This is a genomic window from Micromonospora sp. NPDC049662 (genome assembly GCF_040675055.1).
GTDB lineage: Bacteria > Actinomycetota > Actinomycetes > Mycobacteriales > Micromonosporaceae > Micromonospora.
Genome location: NZ_JBFAOC010000013.1, coordinates 50909 through 71403, shown reverse-complemented (window position 1 = coordinate 71403; position 20495 = coordinate 50909). Strand labels below are relative to the sequence as shown.

The window sequence follows — 20495 nt, the reverse complement described above, 5'->3', positions numbered from 1 at the left end:
GACCGAGATTCCGCACGCCAATTCGACAGGCGCTCACCGCGTTTTCCTCGGCCGCAATTGTGTCGGTCCTGGCCGGACCGTCGACGCGATTCTCCGTACTCCCCGTGGTGGGGAATCCCCGGCCGCGCACCCCCTGGTGAAAGCCGGGGCTGCGCGGCCGGGGTGTGCTACGGGGTCACGTCGGTGACGTGCAGCCGCAGCATGGTCCACGACGCGGGCGCGAGAGTCAGGCGGACGCCGAGGTCGCTCGCCTGGACCGTGTCGTTGGGGCGCGGCTCGGCGTGGTCCGGGCCGTCGGCCGTGTTCTTGGCATCGAGGTCGGCGCCGCCCACGGTGACGCATTCGATGATCTCGCCCACCTGGGCGCCGGCGAGGTCGACGGTCACCTCGGCGGGGGTGTCGACGACCCGGTTGACGAGGAACACGGTCATCTCGGCGGCGGTGTCGTCCCAGGTGGAGACCGCGTCGACCGCGTCGATGACGCCGTAGCGGTCGGTGGTCGTGGTGCTGCCGTCGCGCAGTACGTCCAGCACGACCCCCCGGGCGTGCCGGGCCGTGCGGGCGAACGGGTGGAAGATGGTCTGCCGCCAGGCCGAGCCTCCCGGTTCGGTCATGATCGGCGCGATGACGTTGACCAGTTGGGCCTGGCACGCCGCGGTCACCCGGTCGCTGTGCCGCAGCAGGCTGATGAGCAGGCCACCGACGACGACGGCGTCGGCCACGCTGTAGTGGTCCTCCAGCAGCGGCGGCGCGACCGGCCAGTCCTCGCCGCTGGGCGGGGTGGACGGCGCGGCCGACTGGTACCACACGTTCCACTCGTCGAACGCGATCATGATCTTCCTGGTGGACCGGCGGATCGCGCCCACCGAGTCCGCGATGGCCGTGACGGCGTCGATGTACCTGTCCATGTCCTCGGCCGAGGCGAGGAAGCTGGGCAGGTCATCGTCGACCGGCTGGTAGTAGGCGTGCAGCGAGATCAGGTCGACGTCGTCGTACGCCTCGGTCAGCACGTCGCGCTCCCAGCTCCCGAAGGTCGGCATGCCGAGATGGGACGAGCCGCAGGCGACCAGTTCGAGGTCGGGATCGAAGCGGCGCATCGCCTTCGCGGTCTGCGCCGCGAGTCGCCCGTACTCGGTCGCGCTTCGCTGGCCCACCTGCCACGGGCCGTCCATCTCGTTGCCCAGGCACCACAGCCGGATCCCGTACGGGTCTGCGGCGCCGTTGTCGCGGCGCTGGTCGGCGAGGTGGCTCCCCGCCCGGTGGTTGGCGTATTCCAGCAGGTCGACAGCCTCGGCGGTGCCCCGGGTGCCGAGGTTCACCGCCATGATGGGATCGACGCCCGCCTTGCCGACCCAGCGCATGAACTCGTCCAGCCCGAAGGCGTTGGTCTCCAGGCTGTGCCAGGCGAGGTCGAGCCGGGCCGGTCGTTTCTCGACCGGGCCGACGCCGTCCTCCCAGCGGTAGGAGGAGACGAAGTTGCCGCCCGGGTAGCGGACCGTCGTGACGCCCAGCTCGCGGACGAGCGCGAGGACGTCGCCCCGGAAGCCGTCCGCGTCGGCGCTGGGGTGGTCGGGCTCGTAGATTCCGCCGTAGACACAGCGGCCCAGGTGCTCCACGAACGAGCCGAAGATCCGGCGCGGCACCGGTGCGACACGTCGCCGCGGGTCCAGGAGCAGGCGTGCGGTGTTCACGACAGCCGTCCCGGCTGGCCCGGACGAGGCTGGACGGGCGAGGCGGCGCGGTGGGGGAGTGGGTGCGGCGCTGCGTCGAGGTGGGTGTTCAGGGCGGGCTCCTCTCGGAGGAGGCCTCCGACGTCGGGATCCGTGTCGCGGCGCCGGGGACCCGGGGGTGGTGGGTCGGTGCGAGCTCTGGACATCGCCATGATCATCGATTACGTTCGCGATCGATGTAAACGTTACCGATCATGCTCCCCGGAGGGAACACCGCGTTCCGGAATGGCGCCTGACAGAGCGTGCCGTCCCGTTGTCGATGGGTAGATCGCGTGCGCGAAATGGCGCGGCTTTGCACCCCGGGAAGTCCACCTTGCACAATCCCGTTAGGACCCGCTGCCGGCTCTCGCGCGGGGATGAAGAGGTCTTGTGTTCGCAATCGTGGTCGGTTACGTTGGCAACATCCTGGAAACGTAACCGATAACGATTGCAGTCCAGAGAGAGCGGCATGATCGAAGCCAATGCGCCGGTAACAATGAGTGATGTCGCCCGGATCGCCGGCGTTTCCACCGCCACCGTTTCGCGCGTCGTCAACGGGCACTACGGCGTCAGCGCCCGCACGATCGCTCAGGTCCGCACCGCCATCGAACAGCTCGGCTACGAGTCGAGCCTGGTGGCCTCGAGCCTGCGGCGCAGCCGCACCAACGTCCTCGGCCTCGTGGCGCACAGCTTCCAGTCGTACACGGCAGAGGTGCTCAAGGGGGTCATGAAGGCGCTCAGCCGCTCCGGCTTCGACCTCATCATCTACGCCAACAGCGACCTCTACGGGTCCTACTCGGAGGGTTGGGAGCAGCGGCACCTGACCCGCCTGTCGGGCACCCTCACCGACGGGTGCATCGTCGTCACGCCCTGGGGTGAGATGCGCAGCCGTACGCCGGTCGTGGCCATCGACCCGGTGCGCGGCGCGACGGCGCCCTCGGTCATGGCCGACAACCTCGCCGGCGCCACCACCGCTGTCGAGCATCTGCTCGACCTGGGCCACCGACGCGTCGGCTTCATCGCCGGTCGCGACAGCCTCGCCTCGGCATGGTCCCGGGAGGAGGGCTACCGGGCGGCGCTCGTCGCCGCCGGTATCCCGGTCGACCCGACGTTGATCGGCCGGGGGGACTTCAATCCCGAGTCGGCCGTTCCGTTGGCGCGCGCCCTGTTGCAACGGGCGGACCGGCCGTCGGCGATCTTCGCGGCGAGCGACGGGATGGCGCTTAAGGTCCTTGAGGTCGCCAGGGAACTGGGGCTCTCCGTCCCGCAGGACCTGTCCGTCGTCGGCTTCGACAACATCCCCGAGTCGGCGTCGACCGTTCCGGGTCTGACCACGGTCGACCAGTCGATGTACCAGCTCGGGTACGAAGCCGCGCGAATGCTCAAGTCACTGGTGACCGGCGAGTGGGACGAGCCGCACCAGATAGTCCTGCCGACCAACCTCGTGGTCCGTGGCTCGACCGCAGCACCGGCGAGGGACCGAAGGAGGTGAGCGCTACCGCACGGCGAGATCCACCGATGGGTTGAGCTGGTCAGCGGGTCGCATCCGCTGCCGGCACAGGAAAGGAGTGGAGCGTGACAACCGAACATTATCACGGGCGCCGACGCCGCCTCGGCGTACGCCGGCTCGCGGCGGTGTTCAGCGCCGGAGTCGTCGCCCTGGCGGCGGCCCTGCTCGCGCCGCAACCGGCAGCGGCGGCGGACACGCCGTGGCTGGACGTCTCCCCGGACCGCTACGCCTCGTTCAGCGTGCCGGCCGCGTACGTCCAGGAGCGCCTCGGCACCGTCTCGCAGGTGGTCGTCGAGGGCAACTTCGGCCCGTCCGCCACCTGGGCGGAGTTCGGTCTGACCCGCCGCGGTGACGTGTGGTCCGGGGTGCTCGGCGCGCTGACGCCCGGGCTGTACCGCTACCAGGTGACCGCCGACGACAACAAGACCATCAAGGATCCGACCAACAGCGCGGGAGTGGCGTCCGACCCGCTCCTGAGCACCTTCCTGGTCGCCGGCGAGTCGGCGCGCTGGCTGGCCGACGCGCCCGCCGGCAGCGGCGGCACGGTCGGGACGCTGACCTACCGGGTTCGCGCCGAGCAGCGCTCGGCCCTGGTCTGGACGCCACCCGGGTACGCGGCGAAGAAGCCGAAGGGCTATCCGACGCTCTTCCTGGAGTCGGGGGGCGGCGTGGCCGCCACCGACTGGCTCGACCTCGGTCGCACGAAGCAGATCCTCGACAACCTCTCGGCGGCGGGCGCGATGCAGCCGATGGTCGTGGTGATCGCCGACAGCACGGACGACCGGGAGTTGAAGGATCTCCGCAAGGCGGTCGGCGACAACTACCGGGTCCTTCGCGATCCGGCCCACCAGGCCATCGCCGGTGTCACCGACGGCGCGGCGCGGGCGGTCCGCGCGGCCCTCGCCAAGCCCGGCCAGTTCGGCTCTGTCGGCTGGTTCTCGGGCACGTCGACCCCGACGATCGACCGCCGGGACGCCACGGCGCTCAACCACCTCAAGCTGCTGCGCCTCTACACCGGGAACGTGACCGACCCGGCCTACAACACCACCTACCGGCTGACGAAGGCGCTGGACCGGGCCGACGTCCGGTTCGAGTTCGACGGGGTCAACCCGGACGGCGGCGGGAACTGGACCACCTGGCAGGAGAACCTCGTCGACTTCGTGCCACGGCTGTTCCGGCACGTGGCGGACCACGGGCCGAGCCCGGGCCACGGCCGGTTCACGGGCGAGTTCTCGCCTCCGCCGGCCGGCACCACCCCGACGCCCTTCGTCACCGCGGACGGGTTCGTCACCTTCGAGACCACCACCGACTTCGCGGACGCCCAGCACGTCACCGTGTGGGCCAACATCGCGCCGGGCGGCAGTTGGCTGCGCGTGCCGCTGACGCGTGACGGCGACCGGTGGCGGGCGACCGTGGGGCCGCTGAAGCCCTGGTTCTACTACTACCGCCTGATCGTCGACCGGGTGCCGTTCAAGGACGTCTCCAACCCGACGAGGGTGACCACGGAGCCGATGTGGAGCACCTTCCTCGTCCCGGGTCCTGCGGCCCGACTGCTGACCGACGTGCCGGCGGGCCAGGGCGGCACGGTCGAGAGCATGACCTACACCAGCACGGTGGCCGGCCAGGACCGCACCGCGCTGGTCTGGACCCCGCCCGGGTACGACCCGCAGCGAGCACAGCCCTATCCCGTCCTCTACCTCCAACACGGTGGCGGGCAGAACTACACGGACTGGGTCGAGATGGGCCGGGCCAAGCAGATCCTCGACCACCAGTTCCTCGACGGGGACCTGACACCCATGGTCGTCGTGATGGGCAACGGCAACTCGTCGAACTTCAACCGGGAGTTGTTGGAGAACATCGTGCCGGCGGCCCGGTCCCGGTACCACGTCTCCAGCGACCCCTCCCAGCAGGCCCTCGCCGGGCTGTCGATGGGCGGCGGGCAGGCGTTCGGTGTGCTGAAGGCCTATCCGGGCCAGTTCGCCTACGTCGCGGCGTTCTCGGCCGGCTTCGGCAGCGGCACCGGCGTCGACGTCGCGGCCATCAACAACGGCACCAGGATGCTGCGCCTCTACGTCGGTGACCAGACCGACTTCGTGTACCCGAGCTTCATGGCCTCGCTGACCACGATGGACGCCCTCGGTATCCGCTACGAGTTCGACGGGGTCACCCCCGGACCGCACGGCTGGGACGTGTGGCAGAAGAACCTCATCGACCTGGCGCCCCGTCTGTTCAAGCGCTAGGAGCCTGCCCAGGCGACGCCACCGGGAGCCGGGTCCCAGCGCCTCCGGTGGCGCCGCTGGCGCATGGATGTCCGTGCACCGCCACCTTTGAAGGGAACCATCTCAATGAAGAGAAGACGCATACTCGCCACGGTGGCCATGCTCGCGGCCGGGAGTGGCCTGGTCGCCTGCTCCTCGGACGACGGCGGCAGCGACGCGAGCAACTGCACGAACACCATCACCAAGCAGAACGTGCCGGTCGTGACGATGTGGGGCTGGTACCCCAACACCCAGCTCGTCGTCGACAACTTCAACAAGCTGCACGACGACGTGCAGGTCTGCTGGACCAACGTCGGTCAGGGCGGCGACGAGTACGACAAGTTCCAGACGGCCATCTCGGCGGGCACCGGGGCGCCCGACGTGATCATGGTCGAGGCGGACCGGATCCCGACCTTCCAGATCCAGGGCGCGCTCGTCGACATCAAGCAGTACGGCTACGACGCGGTCAAGGCCAACTACGGCGAGGGCGCCTGGAAGGACGTGTCGGTGGGCGACGCGGTCTACGGCGTCCCGGTCGACGGTGGCCCGATGGGCATGATCTACCGCAAGGACATCTTCGACAAGTACCAGATCACCCCGCCGAAGACCTGGGCCGAGTACGAGCAGGCCGCGCAGAAGGTCAAGGACGCCGGCGGCCCGTTGTTCGGGGACCTCGGCGCGAACGTGCCGGCCGTGATGATGGCGCTGCAGATCCAGAAGGGCGCGTCGCCCTTCACCTTCGATCCGGCCCAGCCGAAGTCGATCGGGGTGAAGCTCAACGACCAGGCGTCCAAGGACGTGCTGGACTACTGGGGTGGCCTCGCCAAGAAGGGCCTGGTCGGTACGCAGGACCAGTTCACCCCGGAGTACATCTCCGGTGTGATCAACGGAAACTACGCGACGTACATCTCGGCGGCGTGGGCGCCGGGCTACCTCACCGGGGCGGGCGTCGGTAAGGGCCAGGACACCGGCAAGTTCGCGGTCGCGCCACTGCCGCAGTGGGATTCGGCCAACCCGGTGCAGGTGAACTGGGGTGGGTCGGCCTTCTCGGTGACCAAGCAGGCGAAGAAGCCGGAGCTGGCGGCGAAGGTCGCCTACGGGCTCTACGCCGACAAGGAGTCGCTCACCGACGGCTGGACCAACCAGATCATCTTCCCGCTGAACCTCACCGCGCTGAAGGATCCCGCGTTCGTCGACCTGAAGGTGGCGTTCTTCAGCGGCCAGCAGGCGAACAAGGAGGTCTACCTGCCCGCCGCCGAGGCCTACAAGGGGGTGTCCTACGCGCCCTTCGGCCAGTACTACCTGGACGCCATGACGAAGCAGATCAGCGAGGTCATCAAGGGCTCGACCACCGGCTCCCAGGCTGCCGACAAGCTCCAGGACGACGTGGCGAAGTACGCCAAGGAGCAGGGCTTCACCGTTCAGTGACCGCTCCGGGTGGGTCGCGCCGGCGGTGGCCGGCCGGCCCACCCACGACCCCCCGCGTCCACGCCCTTCGGAGACCACAGATGACAGTCCTGACCGAGAAGCGCACACCGCGTCCGCCGAGCGAGACGCGCAAGATCCGTGGCAAGGTGCACCTCCGCGAGCACCTGATGGGGTGGCTCTTCGTCGGGCCCTTCGCGATCGTCTTCCTGGCGTTCCTCATCGCGCCGTTGGCGTACGCGCTGTACCTCAGCCTCTTTCAGAAGAAGCTGATCGGCGGCACCAGTTTCGTCCTCTTCGACAACTACGTGAAGGCGTTCACCGACCCGAGCTTCCTGTCCGGAGCCTGGTTCGTCATCCGCTTCTCGCTCGTCTCGATCCCGCTGCAGATCGTCCTGGCGCTCGTGATGGCTCTCATCCTGGACGCCGTGACGACGCTGTTCGCGCGCTTCTCCCGCCTCATGATCTTTCTTCCGTACGCGATCCCCACCGTCATCGGGGCCGTGATGTGGGGGTTCCTCTACAGCAAGGGCTTCGGCCCGCTCACCGACATCTTCGGGCTGTTCGGCGCCACCGCGCCCGACTTCCTGGGCAGCGACCTGATCTTCTACGGCCTGCTCAACGTCGTCACCTGGCAGTGGGCCGGCTACTACATGATCATCCTGTACGCGGCGTTGCAGGGCGTCGACCCGACGCTCTACGAGGCCGCCCGGATGGACGGCGCCGGACGGTGGCAGATCGCGACGCGTATCAAGATCCCGCTGATCGCGCCCGCGCTGATCCTGATCCTGGTCTTCTCGCTCATCGGCACCCTGCAGTTCTTCAACGAGCCGCAGATCCTGCGTTACCTCGCCGCGGGCACGATCGGGGCCGACTTCACCCCCAACATGTACGCGTACCAGCAGGCGTTCTCGCTGGCCAACTTCAACTACGGGTCGGCGATCTCGTTCGCGCTCGGCGGCATCGTCTTCATCTGCGTGTACGCCTTCCTGTTCTTCACCCGCAAGCGGAGGAGCTTCCTCTAGATGGCCGACCACACCAGCGTCCGCGCCGGCGTCCGCCGGCCGCAGCGCTACCTTCCCCTGCAGATCCTCCTCGGCTTCCTGGTGATCTACTTCCTGGTCCCGTTCTGGTGGGTCATCGTCAACAGCTCCAAGAACGCGCCGGGCCTGTTCGGAGGCGGCAACACCCTGTGGTTCTCCGACCAGATCGACTACGTCGGCAACCTCCGGCAGCTCTTCACCTACGACGGTGGCATCTACCTGCGGTGGATCCTCAACTCCACGCTGTACGCCATCGCCGGCGGAGTCGGCGCCACGGTCCTGGCGGTGATGGCCGGCTACGGGTTCGCCAAGTACCGGTTCGCCGCGCGGCGCTTCAGCTTCGCCGTCGTGCTGGGCGCGCTCATGGTGCCAGCCACCGCCCTGGTCATCCCGACCTTCATCATGTTCTCCCGGCTCGGCCTGACGAACACCGTCTGGGCGGTGATCCTGCCGTCGCTGCTCAACCCGTTCGGCGTCTACCTGATGCACGTGTACGCGCGCGACGCGGTGCCGGACGAGCTGCTCGACGCGGCGCGCGTGGACGGCGCGGGGGAGGTGCGCACGTTCCTGCAGATCGCGCTTCCGCTGATGCGTCCCGCGGTGGTCACCGTGCTGCTGCTGTCCGCCGTGGCGTCCTGGAACAACTACTTCCTGCCGCTGGCCATGCTCTCGGACAACCGGCTCTTCCCGGTGACCGTCGGTCTCGGCCTCTGGCAGGGGATCGCCTCGGCGAACAACTCGGGCGGCACCTCGCTGTGGAGCCTCATCATCCTGGGCTCACTGGTGTCCGTGATCCCACTGGTCATCGCGTTCTTCAGCCTCCAACGGCACTGGCGCGGCGGCCTGTCCGTCGGAGGCCTTCGCTAGGTCGCGCCGAGCGACCTTGAGGCATGACAGAGAGGTGTGCTGATGTCGACGACAGATCGACCGCTGCGCAGCGCGCAGTGGTTCGGCGCCGAGGGCCGCAACGGGTTCATCCACCGGTCCTGGATGCGCAACCAGGGATTCGCGGACGACGTCTTCGACGGTCGCCCGGTGATCGGCATCGCCACCACCTGGTCGGAGCTGACCCCCTGCAACGCCCACCTGCGCGACCTGGCCGAGTCGGTGAAGCGCGGCGTGTGGGAGAGCGGCGGCCTGCCGCTGGAGTTCCCGGCCATGAGCCTGGGCGAGCCACTCATGCGTCCCACGACCATGCTCTACCGCAACCTGCTCGCGATGGAGCTGGAGGAGTCGGTCCGCGCCAACCCCCTCGACGGGGTGGTCCTGCTCTCCGGCTGTGACAAGACCACCCCGGGCCTGCTGATGGGGGCGGCGAGCGTGGACCTGCCGACGCTGATGCTGACCGGCGGGCCGATGCTCAACGGCAAGTTCCGGGGCCAGGACATCGGCTCGGGCACGGTCGTCTGGCGTTTCACCGAGGAGATGCGGGCCGGCCGGATGAGCGCCGCCGACTGCGCCGAGGCGGAGGTCGGCATGTCCCGCAGCCGGGGCCACTGCATGACCATGGGGACCGCCTCCACCATGGCCTGCGTGACCGAGGCGCTGGGCGTGCAGCTACCGGGGGCCGCCGCCGTACCCGCCGTCGACTCCCGGCGGTACGCGCTCGCGCAGGCCGCCGGACGGCGGATCGTCGCCATGGTGGGCGAGGACCAACGGCTGTCCTCGGTGCTCACCCGCGAGGCGTTCGAGAACGCCATCCGGGTCAACGCCGCGATCGGTGGCTCCACGAACGCCGTCGTGCACCTGCTCGCCATCGCCGGACGCCTCGGCGTGCCCCTGTCACTGGAGGACTTCGACACCCTCACCGCCGACGTTCCGCTGCTGGTCAACCTCATGCCGTCCGGGGCGTACCTGATGGAGGACTTCGCCTACGCGGGCGGCCTCCCGGTGGTGATGAAGGAGCTCGCGCCGCTGCTGCACACCGAGCACGTCACGGTCAGCGGCCGGAGCGTGGCCGAGAACGTCGACGGCGCGCAGTGCTGGAACTCCGAGGTCATCGCCACCATGAAGGAGCCGTTCCAGGCCGCCGGCTCCGGCACCGTGGTGCTGCGCGGGTCACTGGCGCCGTCCGGAGCGGTGCTGAAGGTCTCCGCCGCCACCCCCCACCTCCTCACGCACACCGGCCCGGCGCTCGTCTTCGACCGGATCGAGGAGTACGTCGTCGCCGCCGACGACCCGGACCTGGACGTCACACCGGACACGGTGATCGTCGTTCGCAACGCCGGTCCGCGCGGCTACCCCGGCTTCCCGGAGGTGGGCAACGTGCCCATGCCCCGCCGACTGCTCACCGACGGCATCACGGACATGGTGCGGATCTCCGACGCGCGCATGAGCGGCACCGGCTACGGCACGTGCGTCCTGCATGTGGCGCCGGAGGCGTCCGTGGGCGGTCCTCTCGCGCTGGTGCGAACCGGCGACCTGGTCCAGCTCGACGTCGCCACCCGCCGCCTCGACCTCCTGGTCGACGAGGCGGAACTCGCCGAGCGTCGCTCCGCCTGGAAGCCGCCGCCGCCGGTGGCCGAGCGGGGTTGGGCACGGCTGTACAGCGAACACGTCCTCCAGGCCGACAGTGGGGCCGACCTCGACTTCCTGGTCGGTGGCAGCGGCAGTGACGTGCCCCGTCACTCACACTGACGGACGAGGAACCCGACTCATGGAAGAACGGACGGCCCGCCAGTGCGAGTTCACGCGGAGGAAGCGGTGACGACCGCCCACCGGCCAGCGGTCATGGCGGACGTCGCCCGCCTGGCGGGCGTGTCCCACCAGACGGTGTCCCGGGTGATCAACGGAGCGCCCGCGATCCGGCGCGAGACGCGGGAGCGGGTCCTCGAGGCGATCCGGCGACTCGACTATCGCCCCAACACCGCCGCCCGGGCGCTGGTCCGGGGACGCTCCGGAATGATCGGCATCATCGGCACGGCCCGGACGCTGTTCGGTCCGACGAGCATCCACCGCAGCGTCGAGGACGCCGCCCGCGCCGCCGGCTACTTCGCCACCTCGGTCAGCCTCTCGGAGGTGACGGTACGGGCGCTCAGCGACGCCACCGAACACCTCATGCGCGTCGGCGTGGAGGGCGTCGTGATGATCGCCGGCAACGACGAGGCTCTCGAAGTGGTGCGGATGACCCGGTCCGGGGTGCCCTTCGTGGTGGTGGAGGGCGACCTGTCCAGGGCGAGCGTCACCGTCGGCGTCGACCAGGTGCTCGGCGCCCGGATGGCGACCGAACATCTGCTCGGCCTCGGACACACCGAGATCGTGCACGTGTCCGGTCCGCTCAACTGGGCCGAGGCGCGCGCCCGCCGCGACGGCTGGCGTACGGCGATGGTGGCCGCGGGCGTACGCCCACCCGAGCCCGTCGAGGGTGACTGGATGGCCCACAGCGGCTACCTCGCCGGGCTGCGGATCTGCGAGCTGCGCGGCACCACCGCGGTCTTCGCCGCCAACGACCAGATGGCCCTCGGCGTGCTGCGCGCGCTGCACGAGCGTGGTCGGCGCGTGCCGCAGGATGTCTCGGTCATCGGGTTCGACGACGTGCCCGAGGCGGCGTACCTGATTCCGCCGTTGACCACGATCCAGCAGGACTTCGACGCGGTCGGTCGACGGGCCATCACGGCGGTCACCCAGGCCATCGACGACACGGTGCCGCGGCCCCTGCCGTTGGTCGTACCCTCGCTCGTGGTGCGTGAGAGCACGGCGCCGCCGCACGGCGGGGCGGGCCCGGCGTGATGCCGAGCCCGCCCGGGTGCGCTCACGTCAGGGCAGCGAGCCGGAACTGCTGGTTGGTCTGGCCGTGGCAGTCGTAGAGCTGGATCTGGGCGCCGTTGGCGGTGCTCCAGACGTCGAGGCAGCGTCCGGACTGGACGCTGCTGATGGTGCCGTTGGCGTTGATGTTCCACTGCTGGTTGGTCTGACCGTGGCAGCTGTAGATCTGCACGGCCGCGCCGTTGCCGCTGCCTGCGGCGTCGAGACACATGTTGCCGTACACCTGTAGTTGTTTGCCCGAGGTGTAGGTCCAGGACTGGTTGATCTGTCGGTTGCAGTCGTAGAGGGTGACCCGGGTGCCGTTGGTGCGCGACGCGTTCGGTACGTCGACGCATCGGCCCGACTGCGCGCCGATGATCTGGCTCGCCGAGCTCGGCGGCCCAGTGGTGGGTGAGGTGGTCGGCGTCGGCGTCGGGCTGCTCGTCGGGGTGGTGGTCGGCGTCGGGGTGGTCGGCGTCGACGGCAGCAGCGGACAGGTGCTGCGGTAGGTCACCACACCGCTGTTGTCCAGCAGCGGGCAGAGGAACTGGCTGTACCGGGCGTCGTTGTCGATGAACATCTTGACGAACGGCAACGTGGTCCGGACCATCACCGGGTTCGACCGTCCGACCATGAAGCCGTGGTCCGCGCCGGCGACCTCCAGGTAGACGCTCTCAGTGGTGCTCGGGATGCTGTTGTAGAGACCGGTGGCGTAGGACGGGGTGACCACCGTGTCCGCCTGGCCAGCGAAGATCATGGTGGGTACCCGGTCGGTGGCCAGGTTCGACGACGGCGAGTACGGCGCGATGCCGACCACGGCCTTGAGCGACGGCCGCCGCATGGCGGCGCTCAGCGCCCCACCGCCGCCCATCGAGTGGCCCGCGACGGCCAACCGGTTCGGGTCGACGCGGTCGCGTACCGGGCTCTGCTGCGTCAGGTAGTCCAGCGCGGCGAGGAGTTGGGTGCCGCGCGCCGTGTCGAAGTCGTTGCGGCTGTTGGTCTCGATGCCGATCACGACGAAGCCGTGCGACGCCAGCCACGGTCCCATCCAGGCCAGTTCGGCGGAGAACAACGCGGTGTAGCCCGGTGAGATCGCGATGGCCCCGAAGGTGCCCTGGCTGGTGTCGGTCGGGTAGTAGATCCGGCCGCCGTTGAAGCCGTACCCGGTCGGGACGGCGACCGACGTGTTGGCGAAGGGGCCGTTCACGGCGGTGACGCTGGTCCGGGTCGGGTCCGGGCCGCGCTGGTACGGGTTGTCGGCCGCTGACGCCGACCCGGTCGCCAGGGTGATGGTGAGCAGCCCGACCGCGGCGGCGATCCCGGCTGCGGCCACTGTGAACAGACGTCCCCGGAGGCCGGGCGACCTCCGGTCGGCATGGGTGTTCCCCGCGGGCGGGGAGTGGTCTGCGGATCCTCGCACTGTCGGTACCTCCTGGTGGTGGGGGAGTGAGGGGCGGGCGGGAAAGTCCCGTGCGGAGCCCCGATCACCCCGGCGGTGTCCGAATTGTCAGCGTTGCAGCGTCAGCCTGCCGGCCGGTACGGCGGGAGGCCGTAGTCGCCGCCGAAGCTGGGCGAACGCCTCGGCCACCCGGGCCAGGTCGGGCAGCAGCGACACCACCAGGGCGACAATTATCGCGACAGTTCCGGAACTGGAGAACGTTCGCGGTCGGTCCGCCCGGTGGTGGCGGTGCGGTGGTTTCTCCTGGTGGTGGACCTGGCCGCCGGGCGGACAGGTAGGCCTGACGGTCGCGTGCGGCGCCTCCGGAGCTGAGTGGATCGTGTTAACGTTCACAGCCATCGATGGCTCTCAGGCTCGCAGAAAGTTCCAGCATTTTCAACCGGTAGTTTCGGGCTTGTTACGGATCGCCCGAACGGCGCGTGGCCGCCGTGCTGGGGCCACCGCCCACCGCGCCACGTCGCCGGTCAGTCGCCGTGGTGGTCGTAGGTGGACCGTCGGTCGTGGTCCCCGGGCGGGACGGGAAGACCCGTTACGCGGGTGGCGGCGCGGTCGACCCCCGGACCCGCAGCGACGGACTGATGACGACCCGGTGGGTGGGGCGGTCGGGGTCGGCGAGCCGGTCGGCGACGAGACGCACGGCAGCGCGTCCGATCGAGCGTCGCGGCGGTCGGATCGCGGTCAGCGGCGGGCTGAAGAGACCGGCGACCTCGTCGTCGTACGCCACGATGGAGAGGTCGCCGGGAACGGACAGTTGCCGCTCCTCGCAGTGCTGCACCAGAGCGATCGCCTCGGCGTCGGCGTGCACCAGCAGCGCCGTCGTTCCGGTCGCCCGGCACCGGTCGAGCACGTCGTCGAGGACCGTGTCCCGCTCCGGTGACCGGGTATCGGGTGCCACGGCCACCACTGTCGCATTCGGATCGAGGCCGCACTCGGTCGTGGCGTCGAGCCAGCCACGCCGCACGTGCTGGCTGGTGGGACTGTTGGCGTCGAGCACCAGGCCGACCTTGCGGTGCCCGAGCGAGGTGAGGTGGCGTACGGCCATGGCCGCACCGAGCGCGTGGTCGGTGACCACCGACTCCATGACAGCGTGATGGCTGCCCACCGTGGCGGTGCGTTCCAGCAGGACGACCGGGACGCCGACCTGGTCGAGCCACTCGATGGTGCGTTCGGCGGTCGGCGCGTCCATGCTCGGCGCGATGATCAGCGCGTCCACGTCCATCCGCCCCACCAGGCGGGCCAGTTGTGGCTGGTCGTCCTCGGTGTCGTACGAGGAGCCGCGCAGCACCACGCGCATGTCCAGCTCGCGGGCGGCGCCCTCGACACCGCGCGCCACGTCCGGCCAGTAGTAGTCCAACGAGGGCACGAGCATGCCGACCGCGCGCCCGACGAGCGGGTTCAGGCCCGCGTCGGGCGGCTCCTCGGTTGCCGGGACGTCGTCCGGCAGGATCAGGGCGACTCCACCGTGGACCCGGCGAACCAACCCTTCGGCGGCGAGCTCCGCGATGTCGCGCCGGATGGTGACCGGCGCGGCGCCCAGCACGTGCGACAGGTCGGAGATGCGCATCGAGCCGTCGCGCTGCAGCGCTGCCAACAGTTGCTGGCGGCGGGCGACCTGAAGCGGCGCGCGGGAAGTCTCCGCCGTGGCGACGACAGGACTGTCCTTGGTCATTGGGGACCTCCGAGGAACGCTTCGTGCGGCGAAAGGTATCGCGCCGTGACGACGAGCTTGCCAACCGGGCTGAACGCGGCGGCGCGCGACGGCCATGGCCCTCGGCTGCCCGAGCGGCTGTGAGCGGTTCTGATCGTATCAGATCAGTTATGGCGTTGAAGACGCCGTTGAGTCGCTGTACGGCGGCGACCGCAAGCCGGCGGAACGATCGAAGACTGCAGGATTGAGGCATATGTGCGCGCTGGGGGCAGGGCATCGACAGCTCCGGCCGCAGTCGATCCGGGTGACAGCGTGTGTCCTTTTGATCGTATGTGTTCGTCTGGTTTGAGAACAGCATTGACTTGATCTGATGTGAGCGTTTTACTTCGGAAACCCTGCGGAAGCCGGAGCGTCACATTCCCGGCAACGCCCCGCTCGCCACCCTCCATGGAGACGGACCGATGCGACAGGATCTGCGATGACGTCCGGGACGGCCGGCCGGTCAACGCCGGGGACGGCCTCGGATGCCGCGACCTGGAGCCGGGACGACTGGCTGGCCCTCGCCGACCGGATGCTCGCCGCGGTCCGGCCGTTCGCGTCGCCCGGCCACGCTCTCGTCAACCTTCCCGGTGCCGAGGGCGGTTACGGGCGGGCCGTCGACGGCCTTGAGGGTTTCGCCCGCACCTTCCTGCTGGCCGGCTTCCGCCTCGCGGGGGCCAGGGGAGTGGGCCTGGACGAGCTGGCCGACCGGTACGCGGCCGGTATCGCCGCCGGCACCGACCCGACCTCCCCGGACCGCTGGGTGCGCTTGGACGAGCACCCCCAGGCGAAGGTGGAAGCCGCTTCCATCGCGCTGGTCCTGGACATGACCCGCCCGTGGATCTGGGACCGGATGCCGTCCGCGGTGCACGAGCGGGTAGTCGACTACCTGCGCCCGGCGGTCGGCGACGACACGTATCCACAGATCAACTGGGTCTGGTTCCGGCTGGTCGTACAGACGTTCCTGCGTTCGGTGGGTGGGCCGCACTCGCTCGACGAGATGGCCGCGGACCTGCGCACGCACGACAGCTTCGCCCGCGCGGACGGCTGGATGTCCGACGGGCCGCACCGGGCGTACGACCACTACGTGGGCTGGGCCCTGCACCTGTATCCGACGCTGTGGGCCCGAATGGCCGGCGCCGCGGACCTGGCCGAGCAGCGCCGCGATCGGGACCTGGCCAGCCTCGACCGCTTCCTGAGCGACGCGGTGGCGCTCGTGGGCACCGACGGGTCACCGCTGATCCAGGGACGAAGCCTGATCTACCGCTTCGCCGCGGCGGCGCCGTTCTGGGTCGGCGCGATCGCCGGCGTGCCCTCGGTCGGCCTCGGCCAGCTGCGCGGCGCGGCCACCCGCATCGTGCGCCACTTCGTCGCTAACGGGGCTCTGGACGAACGAGGTCTGCTCACCCTCGGCTGGCACCGGCCGTGGCCGCGACTGGCCCAGTCGTACTCCGGGCCGGGCTCGCCGTACTGGGCCAGCAAGGGCCTGCTCGGCATCGCGCTACCCACCGACCATCCGGTGTGGACCGCTTCTGAGGAGCCGCTGCCGGTCGAGGAGCGGAATACGGTGCGGGCGATACACGCGCCGGGCTGGCTCGTCTCCGGCACCCGCGCCGACGGCATCGTCCGCGTCGTCAACCACGGCACCGACCACGCCGTCGAGGGCGCCACCGTCGGAGATTCCCCGCTCTACGCGCGACTGGGCTACTCCACCGCCACCAGCCCCGTCCTCGACGACAGCGGCTGGGCCAGTCCGCTCGACCAGTCGGTCACTCTCGTCGACGACGCCGGCCGGGTCACCCACCGCGCCGGCATGCGTCAGCTGACCGTGCACGTCGACAGCGACGGCGTGGGGGTGGCCGGATCACGTGCCCTCGCCCACTGGGTCGACCCGGATCCAGGTCAGCGCGATCACGGCGGCGGCCATCTCGGCTCGTCCCGACCGGCCGGGCACCTCACGGTGTACTCCCTGGTCCGTGGCCCCTGGGAGCTACGTCTGACCCGCGTCGACGACCTCGCCGACGGTGTCGAGGCGGCCGCGCTGCGGCTGCGGATCGGCGGCTGGGCCATTGCCGGGGACGCGACGGCGACCGTCGGCGAGCGGGCGGTGACCGTGACCGGGGCCGGCCTGACCAGCCGGCTCGACAGCGTTCGCGGGGACGGAACGGCCGGCGCCAGCGCCGTTCCGCACGGCGGACCGCTGGCCGGCGGGCTGGTGGTGCCCTGGCTGGACCACCCCGTCCGGCCCGGCTGCTGGGTCGCCGCCTTCATCGAGCTGTCCGGGGTGTCGGCAGCCACTGTCGGGCAGGCGGGCCGGGTCGTGGCCGACGAGAACGCCGACGGCCTCCACCTGGCGGTCGACTGGCCCGACGGGATCAGCACGTCGACCCGTCTGGACACGGAGCATGCCGGGCCCGCCCGGGTGCCTGGTAGCAGTGCGGGCCCGTCCGGGCCCCTTAACCTAAGGAGAAAGGGATGAAGCGTGCGATACCGGCCGTCATCAGCGCCGCGGCGGCCCTGACGCTTGTTCTCGCCGGTTGCGGCGGCGGAGACGAGCCAGTCGACCCCAACGCCCCGGTGACGATCACCCTGGCCGGCTGGACCCTGTCGTCCACGCCCGAGTTCAAGACGCTCGCCGACGGCTTCAAGGCGACCCACCCGAACGTGACGGTGGAGCTCAAGGAGTACGCCCCGGGCAACGACTACGACACCCAGATGATCACGGATCTGGCCGCCGGCACCGCCCCGGACGTCTACGTCATGAAGAGCCTCAAGAACTTCTACACATACCAGAGCGGTGGTCAGCTGCTCGACGTCTCCGACGCCACCTCCGGTCTCGGCTCGAGCCCGGCGCTCGCGTCGTACCAGGTGGACGGCAAGGCGTACGCGATGCCGTACCGGCAGGACGCGTGGGTGCTGTTCTACAACAAGGACCTGTTCGCGAAGGCGAAGGTGGCGCCGCCGGACGGCAGTTGGACCTGGGACGACTACACCGACGCGGCGAAGCGGCTGCACACCGGGCTGAAGGGGGCCGGCTCGAACGCGACCGGCGCGTACCAGCACACCTTCCAGTCGACGGTGCAGGGATTCGCGCTCGCCCAGACCCCCAACGCGGACCTGCTCTCCGGGAACTTCGGCTACCTGAAGCCGTACTACGAGCGGTCACTGGACCTGCAGGCGGCCGGCGCGCAGCCGACCTTCGGCACCGCGAAGACCAACAAGCTCACCTACCAGGCGCAGTTCGGCAAGCAGCAGTCGGCGATGCTGCTGATGGGCACCTGGTACGTGGCCACGCTGCTCAACCAGCGCAAGAGCGGTGACGCCGACACGTTCCAGTGGGGGATCGCCCCGGCGCCGCAGTTCGACAAGTCCACCACCGGCACCTCCGCCACGCCGGTCACCTTCGGTGACCCGACCGGCCTGGGGATCAACCCGAAGATCAGCAAGTCCAAGACCGCCGCGGCCAAGGCCTTCCTCCAGTACGCGGCCGGTCCGGATGCCGCCAAGGCGCTGGCCGGGATCGGCATCACCCCGGCCCAGGTCACCGACGCGGTCACCGCGACGCTGTTCGGGCTGGACGGTGTACCGCAGGACGACCTGTCGAAGTTCGCCTACGCGAAGCACACGGTCAAGCCGGAGAACCCGGTGTCGAAGCACACCGCCGGCCTGCAGAACCTCCTCAACGAGACGCACTCGGCGATCCTCTCCGACGGCAAGGGCGTCGACGCGGAGCTGAGCAAGGCGCAGACCCGTGCCAAGAACGAGGTCCTCAACCAGTGAGCTGATGGCGGGCCCGGCGCGCCTGCGTCGTACGCCGGTCCCGCCACCATGCCGAACGCTTCCGGAGACTCCCTATGGCAACATTGCCGCGCACGAGACCCAGGAACCGGCGGCTGGTGTCGCGCAACACGGTCGCCGGCTGGTCGTTCATCCTGCCCAACTTCGTCGGCTTCGCCGTGCTCACCCTGCTACCCGTCGTCGTGCTGTTCTACGTGGCCTTCACCAGCTGGAACGTCTTCGGGGCGGCCGAGTGGACCGGCACCGCCAACTTCCGGCGAATGTGGGGCGACGCGAGCTTCTGGACCGCGCTGCGCAACACCGTCTACTACACCGTCTTCCACATCCCGCTGACCCTCGCGGCGGCACTCGGGCTGGCGCTGCTGCTCAACCGCAAACTGCGCGGCGTACGGTTCTTCCGCACCGTCGCCTTCTTCCCCTACATCACCTCGATCGTGGCGATCGCGATCGTCTGGAACCAGCTGTTCAGCCCGGAGTACGGCCCGATCAACGCGCTGCTCGGCGCCCTCGGGGTGGACAGTGCGCCGGGCTGGACCACGTCGTCGACCTGGTCGATGCCGGCGGTCATCATCGTCGGCACCTGGCGGTACATGGGTTACTACATGCTGCTGTTCCTGGCCGGCCTGCAGACCATCCCGGCCCAGCTCTACGAGGCGGCCGAGACCGACGGCGCCACACCGTGGCAGCGGTTCGTGCACGTGACCCTCCCCGGGTTACGACACACCACCTTCTTCGTCACCGTGCTGCTCACCATCGAAAGTTTCAAGGTCTTCGACCTCATCCTCGTGATGACCGGCGGCGGACCGGGCCAGTCGACACTGGTGCTCTCGCAGTACATCTACCAGAAGGGCTTCGAGGAGAACCAGTTCGGCTACGCCTCGGCGGTCTCCATCGTCCTGTTCGCCATCTGCTTCGGCATCACGGTCATCCAGTTCATGGTCAACAAGCGGAGGAACAGCTGATGACCGCGACCGACCTCTCCCTGCCCACCCCGGCCGTCGCCGCGCCCGGCAACCGCAGCGCGCCCGGCCGGCCGGTCCGGTCCCGGGGCTGGCGGCTCGTCGGGTACGCCGCCCTTGTGCTCGCGGCGGCCGCGCTGCTGCTTCCGTTCTACTGGATGGTGGTGGCGTCGTTGAAGACCAACAGCGACGTCTTCACCATCCCGATCACCTGGCTCCCCGATCCCGTGGTGTGGCGAAACTACCTGGACATCTGGCAGCGCTCGGACATGACGACCTGGTTGGGAAACACGCTGCTGCTGTCGGTGGTCGTCAGCCTCCTGCAGGTGGTGACCGGCAGCTTCGCCGCCTACGGCTTCGCCCGGGTCCGCTTTCCCGGCCGCAATGCGCTCTTTCTGGCGTACGTCGGGACGATCGCGGTGCCCTGGCAGTCGTACATGATTCCGCAGTTCATCCTCATGTCGAAGTTGCAGTTGTCGAACACGCTGTGGTCGATCGTCGCGTTACAGGCGTTCGGCGCGTTCGGCGTGTTCCTGATGAAGCAGTTCTACGAGACGATCCCCGAGGAGCTGAGCGAGTCGGCGCGGGTGGACGGGCTCGGCGAGTTCGGCATCTACCGACGGATCATGCTGCCGCTGTCCCGACCGGCGCTGGCCAGCCTGGCCCTGCTGACGTTCGTGACCACCTGGAACGACTACCTCGGCCCGCTGATCTACCTGCGCAGTCCGGAGCTGCGCACCATCCAGTTGGGTCTGAACACCTTCATCTCCCAGTACAACGCCGAGTACGCGCTGATCATGACGGGCTCGGTGCTGTCCGTGTTGCCCGTCGCGGTCATCTTCCTGCTCGGCCAGCGCTACTTCATCGAGGGCATCGCCACGACCGGACTGAAGGGTTGAGGCC

General features: G+C 69.4%; 14 protein-coding genes. 11 read left to right on the top strand and 3 right to left on the bottom strand.

Annotated elements, in window-relative coordinates; translation table 11 throughout:
• Window positions 1–167 precede the first annotated feature (167 nt).
• Window positions 168–1691, bottom strand: a complete 1524-nt coding sequence (locus tag AB0J36_RS13085) for an alpha-N-arabinofuranosidase (RefSeq protein ID WP_357125116.1) — start codon at window positions 1689–1691, stop codon at window positions 168–170.
• A gap of 487 nt (window positions 1692–2178) precedes the next feature.
• Here AB0J36_RS13085 and AB0J36_RS13080 point away from each other — a divergent pair, with 487 nt between their 5' ends.
• The 7 genes from AB0J36_RS13080 to AB0J36_RS13050 all read left to right on the top strand — a co-directional run bounded on the left by AB0J36_RS13080 (window position 2179) and on the right by AB0J36_RS13050 (window position 11674).
• A complete protein-coding gene (locus AB0J36_RS13080; RefSeq protein ID WP_357125118.1) occupies window positions 2179–3201 on the top strand; it encodes a LacI family DNA-binding transcriptional regulator in 1023 nt (340 codons plus the stop codon).
• A gap of 83 nt (window positions 3202–3284) precedes the next feature.
• Complete coding sequence (locus tag AB0J36_RS13075) at window positions 3285–5459, top strand: alpha/beta hydrolase-fold protein (RefSeq protein WP_357169017.1); 2175 nt, start codon at window positions 3285–3287, stop codon at window positions 5457–5459.
• Window positions 5460–5564: 105 nt separating this feature from the next.
• Window positions 5565–6905 carry an extracellular solute-binding protein gene (locus AB0J36_RS13070; protein WP_357392600.1) on the top strand — a complete coding sequence of 447 codons (1341 nt, stop codon included), beginning with the start codon at window positions 5565–5567 and terminating at the stop codon, window positions 6903–6905.
• An 80-nt stretch (window positions 6906–6985) separates the two neighbouring features.
• Complete coding sequence (locus AB0J36_RS13065) at window positions 6986–7927, top strand: sugar ABC transporter permease (protein ID WP_357125127.1); 942 nt, start codon at window positions 6986–6988, stop codon at window positions 7925–7927.
• The gene (locus tag AB0J36_RS13060; protein WP_363660522.1) at window positions 7928–8812 is read left to right on the top strand and encodes a carbohydrate ABC transporter permease; all 885 of its coding nucleotides are present in this window, start codon (window positions 7928–7930) and stop codon (window positions 8810–8812) included.
• A 42-nt stretch (window positions 8813–8854) separates the two neighbouring features.
• Window positions 8855–10582, top strand: coding sequence for an IlvD/Edd family dehydratase (locus AB0J36_RS13055; RefSeq protein ID WP_357125133.1), 1728 nt, complete (start codon window positions 8855–8857; stop codon window positions 10580–10582).
• Between the two features lie 66 nt (window positions 10583–10648).
• Complete coding sequence (locus AB0J36_RS13050; RefSeq protein ID WP_357125136.1) at window positions 10649–11674, top strand: LacI family DNA-binding transcriptional regulator; 1026 nt, start codon at window positions 10649–10651, stop codon at window positions 11672–11674.
• A gap of 22 nt (window positions 11675–11696) precedes the next feature.
• Here AB0J36_RS13050 and AB0J36_RS13045 read toward each other — a convergent pair whose 3' ends face one another.
• Window positions 11697–13109: a ricin-type beta-trefoil lectin domain protein gene (locus tag AB0J36_RS13045; RefSeq protein ID WP_363660521.1), complete on the bottom strand. Its 1413-nt coding sequence runs from the start codon at window positions 13107–13109 to the stop codon at window positions 11697–11699.
• Window positions 13110–13677: 568 nt separating this feature from the next.
• The gene (locus AB0J36_RS13040; RefSeq protein WP_357125143.1) at window positions 13678–14817 is read right to left on the bottom strand and encodes a substrate-binding domain-containing protein; all 1140 of its coding nucleotides are present in this window, start codon (window positions 14815–14817) and stop codon (window positions 13678–13680) included.
• Between the two features lie 457 nt (window positions 14818–15274).
• Here AB0J36_RS13040 and AB0J36_RS13035 point away from each other — a divergent pair, with 457 nt between their 5' ends.
• The 4 genes from AB0J36_RS13035 (at window position 15275) to AB0J36_RS13020 (ending at window position 20491) form a co-directional block, all read left to right on the top strand.
• Complete coding sequence (locus AB0J36_RS13035; protein WP_363660520.1) at window positions 15275–17314, top strand: DUF2264 domain-containing protein; 2040 nt, start codon at window positions 15275–15277, stop codon at window positions 17312–17314.
• A complete protein-coding gene (locus tag AB0J36_RS13030; RefSeq protein WP_357125149.1) occupies window positions 17311–18615 on the top strand; it encodes an extracellular solute-binding protein in 1305 nt (434 codons plus the stop codon). The genes AB0J36_RS13035 and AB0J36_RS13030 overlap by 4 nt, the downstream gene beginning before the upstream one ends.
• 116 nt (window positions 18616–18731) lie before the next feature.
• Window positions 18732–19595 carry a sugar ABC transporter permease gene (locus tag AB0J36_RS13025; protein ID WP_357125152.1) on the top strand — a complete coding sequence of 288 codons (864 nt, stop codon included), beginning with the start codon at window positions 18732–18734 and terminating at the stop codon, window positions 19593–19595.
• Window positions 19595–20491, top strand: coding sequence for a carbohydrate ABC transporter permease (locus AB0J36_RS13020; protein ID WP_357125155.1), 897 nt, complete (start codon window positions 19595–19597; stop codon window positions 20489–20491). The genes AB0J36_RS13025 and AB0J36_RS13020 overlap by 1 nt, the downstream gene beginning before the upstream one ends.
• Window positions 20492–20495: the final 4 nt, after the last annotated feature.

What these genes read in the sequence shown, in the direction of transcription:
- AB0J36_RS13080 (WP_357125118.1), top strand. Translation starts at nt 2,179, where the DNA reads ATGATCGAAGCCAATGCGCCGGTAACAATGAGTGATGTCGCCCGGATC.
- AB0J36_RS13070 (WP_357392600.1), top strand. Translation starts at nt 5,565, where the DNA reads ATGAAGAGAAGACGCATACTCGCCACGGTGGCCATGCTCGCGGCCGGG.
- AB0J36_RS13065 (WP_357125127.1), top strand. Translation starts at nt 6,986, where the DNA reads ATGACAGTCCTGACCGAGAAGCGCACACCGCGTCCGCCGAGCGAGACG.
- AB0J36_RS13060 (WP_363660522.1), top strand. Translation starts at nt 7,928, where the DNA reads ATGGCCGACCACACCAGCGTCCGCGCCGGCGTCCGCCGGCCGCAGCGC.
- AB0J36_RS13055 (WP_357125133.1), top strand. Translation starts at nt 8,855, where the DNA reads ATGTCGACGACAGATCGACCGCTGCGCAGCGCGCAGTGGTTCGGCGCC.
- AB0J36_RS13040 (WP_357125143.1), bottom strand. Translation starts at nt 14,817, where the DNA reads ATGACCAAGGACAGTCCTGTCGTCGCCACGGCGGAGACTTCCCGCGCG.
- AB0J36_RS13035 (WP_363660520.1), top strand. Translation starts at nt 15,275, where the DNA reads ATGACGTCCGGGACGGCCGGCCGGTCAACGCCGGGGACGGCCTCGGAT.
- AB0J36_RS13030 (WP_357125149.1), top strand. Translation starts at nt 17,311, where the DNA reads ATGAAGCGTGCGATACCGGCCGTCATCAGCGCCGCGGCGGCCCTGACG.
- AB0J36_RS13020 (WP_357125155.1), top strand. Translation starts at nt 19,595, where the DNA reads ATGACCGCGACCGACCTCTCCCTGCCCACCCCGGCCGTCGCCGCGCCC.